This is a genomic window from Enterococcus sp. 3H8_DIV0648 (assembly GCF_002140655.1).
GTDB lineage: Bacteria > Bacillota > Bacilli > Lactobacillales > Enterococcaceae > Enterococcus_A > Enterococcus_A hulanensis.
On the sequence record NZ_NGLG01000001.1, the window covers coordinates 475,913 to 480,816 of the forward strand.

The following is a 4,904-nucleotide window of genomic DNA, read 5'->3' on the forward strand; positions in this document are numbered from 1 at the left end:
TACCCAAGTTGCTAAATAGTTAGTATACCAGTTGTTATTGATATTATTCTCATACTCATTAGGTCCGGTCACACCATGAATCATATATTTTTGCTGGCGTTTTGAATAATGTACCCGGTCAGCCCAGAAACGAGCAATCTCAGTCAGAACTTCCAAGCCTTCATTCTTGATATAGCTGTCATCACCGGTATAGGTCGTATAGTTATAAATTGCATGAGCAATCGCACCATTTCGGTGAATTTCCTCGAAGGTGATTTCCCATTCATTGTGACATTCGACACCGGTAAAGGTAACCATCGGATATAAGGCGCCTTGTAAACATTGCTGGCGAGCATTGTGCTGTGCCTGCGGCAATTGATTGTGACGATATTTCAATAAGTTTTTAGTTACTTCTGGATCAGAGATTCCTAAATACATTGGGACAGCATAGGCTTCTGTATCCCAATAAGTCGCACCGCCATATTTTTCGCCAGTGAAACCTTTTGGTCCAATATTCAGACGCTCATCTTCACCATAATAAGTTGAAAAGAGTTGGAAGATGTTGAAGCGAATACCCTGCTGCGCCTCGTCATCTCCATCAATCAAAACATCCGCTAAAGCCCAACGATTTGCCCAAGCTGCATTTTGTTCAGCCAACAAATCTTCGAAGGAATCATTGTATTTCGAAAGTAATGCGACAGCCTTTTCGCTTTGCTCGGATTCTGTGACATCGCGACTAGTTAATATAACTACTCGTTTTTCTAATTGAACTGATTGATTGACTTTTAAGTTATAAGAGAATGTTTCAGCAACTTCTAGAGTATCATCTTGTTGCAGTCCGATTGTAGAACTGATATGTTTCATTGCGCCAGTCACCGAAAACTGTTCGATTCCAAAATTATTTGGGATGGTCTGAGTTGTTAAGAAGCTAATGTCTTCTCGGTGTCCGCGATCTTTTTCTAACCAGAACATTTCTTCATAATTGCTGTCTTCATTCTGTACGTTATTATCTAATTTAGATACGACTTTTAATTCTGCATCGCCAACTAAACTTTCAGCAGTAAGTCGAATGACAGCAAGCTCCTGTTTTACAACACTTAAAAAGCGTTCAAAAGTAAAACGAACTTTTGTATCGTCGATTGTCACGGTAAAGGAGCGGGTAAGGACCCCGTTTTCCATATTTAATTCTAAATCAAAATCTTCATACTCAGTGACTGCTAGATCAATCTCATGATCATTTACAAATAATTTCATTTGAATAAAATCAAGTGCATTAATGACTTTACCGAAATACTCAGGATACCCATTCTTCCACCAGCCAACACGAGTTTTATCAGGATACCAAATTCCGGCAAGGTAAGTACCTTGATGGTGATCGCCGCTATAGCTTTCTTCAAAGTTACCACGCATTCCCATATAACCATTTCCTATACTAGTCAAAGATTCCTGAAGACGCCGATTTTCTTTATCTAGCTTAGTAGTTCGAATTTTCCAAGGGTCAATTTCAAAAAGACGTTGAACATTTTTCATGATAGTCCTCCTTATGTTTTCTTAGCACTATCATATACGCAACCGATTGCGTAAGTCAAGCATTTAAGGGAAAGTTTTTATAGTTAAGTCTATATAGAAGCTGTCTCTTATACACATCTAGATGTGTATAAGAGACAGGAGTATATAATGCAAATCAGCGAAACCGCTGTCTCTTATACACATCTAGATGTGTATAAGAGACAGATCATATACGCAACCGATTGCGTAAGTCAAGCATTTAAGGGAAAGTTTTTATAGTTAAGTCTATATAGAAGAAATAATGATTTTTAAAACAAAACACTTGAAAGAGTTTACAAAATAAAAAAATGAGTATATAATGCAAATCAGCGAAACCGATTGCGTAAAATCTTCGCATCAAAAATTAGGAGGAGCAAACATGAAAGGAATCAAAAAGATTTTTAGTTTTGAGTTTTGGCAAAAGTTTGGGAAGGCACTGATGGTGGTAATTGCAGTAATGCCGGCAGCAGGCTTGATGATCAGTATCGGAAAGTCTTTACCATTGATTAACGAAAATCTAGGGTGGCTAGTTACTACCGGTGGTGTTGTTGAAAATATTGGTTGGGCTATTATTGGTAATTTGCATTTACTTTTTGCATTAGCAATTGGTGGAAGTTGGGCGAAAGAACGAGCGGGTGGTGCATTTGCAGCAGGGCTATCATTCATTTTGATTAATCGAATCACAGGCTCGATCTTCGGTATTACTTCAGAAATGTTAGCTGATCCAAATGCGATGACTCATACACTATTCGGTCAAAAAATTATGGTCAATGGATATTTTACGAGTGTGTTAGAAGCTCCGGCATTGAATATGGGAGTATTTGTTGGGATCATCGCGGGTTTCGTGGGAGCGACGGCTTACAACAAATACTACAATTTCCGGAAGCTGCCAGAAGTGTTGACCTTTTTTAATGGAAAACGATTTGTTCCTTTTGTAGTAATTTTACGTTCAGTTATTGTAGCTTTGGTATTAGCCTTAATTTGGCCAGTTATCCAAACAGGAATCAACGATTTTGGTAAATGGATCGCGAATTCTCAAGATACTGCACCAGTATTGGCCCCATTTTTATATGGAACACTAGAACGATTACTCTTACCGTTCGGGCTGCATCACATGCTGACAATTCCAATGAACTATACGCAATTGGGCGGAACTTATGATATTTTGACCGGGGCACAAGCAGGAAGTCAAGTGTTCGGTCAAGATCCGTTATGGTTGGCATGGGCTACTGACTTAGTTAATTTAAAAAATGGCGGCGATATGTCTCAATATCAACATGTGTTAACTCAATGGACACCTGCGCGTTTTAAAGTCGGACAAATGATTGGTTCGTCAGGTATTTTGATGGGGTTGACTTTAGCAATGTACCGCAATGTCGATCCTGATAAAAAGAAAAAATATAAATCCATGTTCCTTTCTGCAGCAGTAGCGGTATTCCTCACAGGAGTAACGGAACCTTTAGAGTTTATGTTTATGTTTGTAGCGGTACCGCTATATGCTTGCTATGCAGTAATTCAAGGGGCTGCTTTCGCTATGGCTGACTTAATCAATTTACGAGTTCATTCATTTGGGAATATTGAACTGTTGACTAGGGTGCCTATGGCATTAAGAGCAGGATTAGGCAATGACTTACTTAATTTTGTTTTAACAAGTATTGCCTTTGGAGTGTTCACTTATTTCTTTGCTAATTTCATGATCAAGAAATTCAATTACGCAACCCCAGGAAGAAATGGGAATTATGAAGTTGATACTGAAGAAGCCGCTAGTGGAACAACGGATGGCTCAGTAACGGCAGATTCACAAATTGTAAAGATCATTAACTTATTAGGTGGTCCGCAAAACATTACTGATGTTGATGCATGTATGACTCGATTACGAGTAACAGTTGCAGATAGGAATATTGTCGGCGGTGAAGAAGATTGGAAAAAGGCTGGAGCAATGGGGCTTTTGGTTAAGGATAATGGCGTGCAAGCTGTTTATGGTCCGAAGGCAGATATCCTTAAATCTGATATTCAGGATTTGTTAGATTCAGGCGTACAAATTCCTGCGAGTGATTTCCAAGGAAGTTCTCTCGAATCTAAAAAAACAACTACAGCCTTTAAAGGACTGCATGCTGATTTTGTTGCACCAGCGAACGGAGAACTTATCCCAATTGATCAAGTGCAGGATGAAGTTTTCTCACAGAAAATGATGGGTGAAGGATTTGCGGTGATACCAGAAAATGGAGAGGTTGCAAGTCCAGTTTCGGGTACTATTGTTTCCGTATTTCCGACAAAACACGCTATTGGTATCAAAACAGAAGATGAAATCGAAGTGTTGCTTCATATGGGGATCGACACGGTTAACTTAGGCGGCGATGCATTTGAAATCAAAGTTCATGAAGGTGAAAAAGTGAAGGCAGGTAAAATTGTCGCAACTGCTGATTTAGCAATGATTCAAGAAGCTGGAAAATTGACGACGATGATTGTAGTATTCACAAATGGTGACAAGATCGAGAATTACCATTATGATAAAACAGGACTTGTTTCTCGTGGAGAAACGATTGGGTCAATCGATTATTAAAGTGGGGCGAAAACAATCAAAGTATTAACTCTAAACACTCATAGTTGGATGGAAGCGGACGATCAAAAGCAATTAGAAACTTTGGCTAACCAAATCGCTAAGGAAGAATACGATTTTATTGGTTTGCAAGAAGTAAACCAACTTATGACTAGCCCGTTAGCAAAACTGGATAAGTATTTTCAACCGACATCGAAACAACAAACAGTTCATCAAGACAATTTCTTGTTTTGTTTGGTTGAAAAATTAAAAAGCTTAGGGTGTTACTATTATTGGAGTTGGAGCTATAATCATGTTGGCTACGATATCTATCATGAGGGCACTGGCTTGTTGTCGAGGATGCCAATGAAAGCAGAGAATTACTTAATCTCTGAAAGTTCTGATCCGACAGATTATCATACGCGAAGAGCAGTGATTGGAGAGACTATAATTGACGGACAGAAAGTAATAGTCGCTAATGGTCATTTCTCTTGGTGGCAGAATGATAAAACAGCTTTTGCATTTGAGTGGGGTGCATTAGAGAAAGTATTGTCAGAAAAACAGGGTTCTCTTATTATTATGGGTGATTTTAATAATGACGCAAAAATAAATGGTGAAGGTTATGACATGGTCAAAGGGAGTTCATTGAAGTTGCAAGATGCTTTTGTTGCTGCAAAAAGTAAATTTGATGAATATACAGTAGAAGAAGCAATAGATGGTTGGTCAGAAAATGCTGAGAAACTTCGAATTGATTACATCTTTACTTCTCAAGATTTTAATGTTGTAAGCTATCGAATCGTTTTTAATGATAAAAATGAGTCTATAATTAGTGATCATT

3 protein-coding genes are annotated in these 4,904 nt (G+C 38.4%); 2 read left to right on the top strand and 1 reads right to left on the bottom strand.

The window, feature by feature from the left end:
* On the bottom strand, positions 1 to 1,509 hold a 1,509-nt coding region (locus A5875_RS02175), incomplete at its 3' end, for a family 65 glycosyl hydrolase (protein ID WP_088932092.1).
* Positions 1,510 to 1,915: 406 nt separating this feature from the next.
* Between A5875_RS02175 and A5875_RS02180 the strand changes: the two genes are divergently transcribed.
* Together A5875_RS02180 and A5875_RS02185 are read left to right on the top strand one after the other, a co-directional pair.
* Positions 1,916 to 4,090 carry a PTS transporter subunit IIBC gene (locus tag A5875_RS02180; protein WP_088934602.1) on the top strand — a complete coding sequence of 725 codons (2,175 nt, stop codon included), beginning with the start codon at positions 1,916 to 1,918 and terminating at the stop codon, positions 4,088 to 4,090.
* A gap of 48 nt (positions 4,091 to 4,138) precedes the next feature.
* The coding region (locus A5875_RS02185; protein ID WP_176244601.1) for an endonuclease/exonuclease/phosphatase family protein at positions 4,139 to 4,904 on the top strand (766 nt) is incomplete at its 3' end.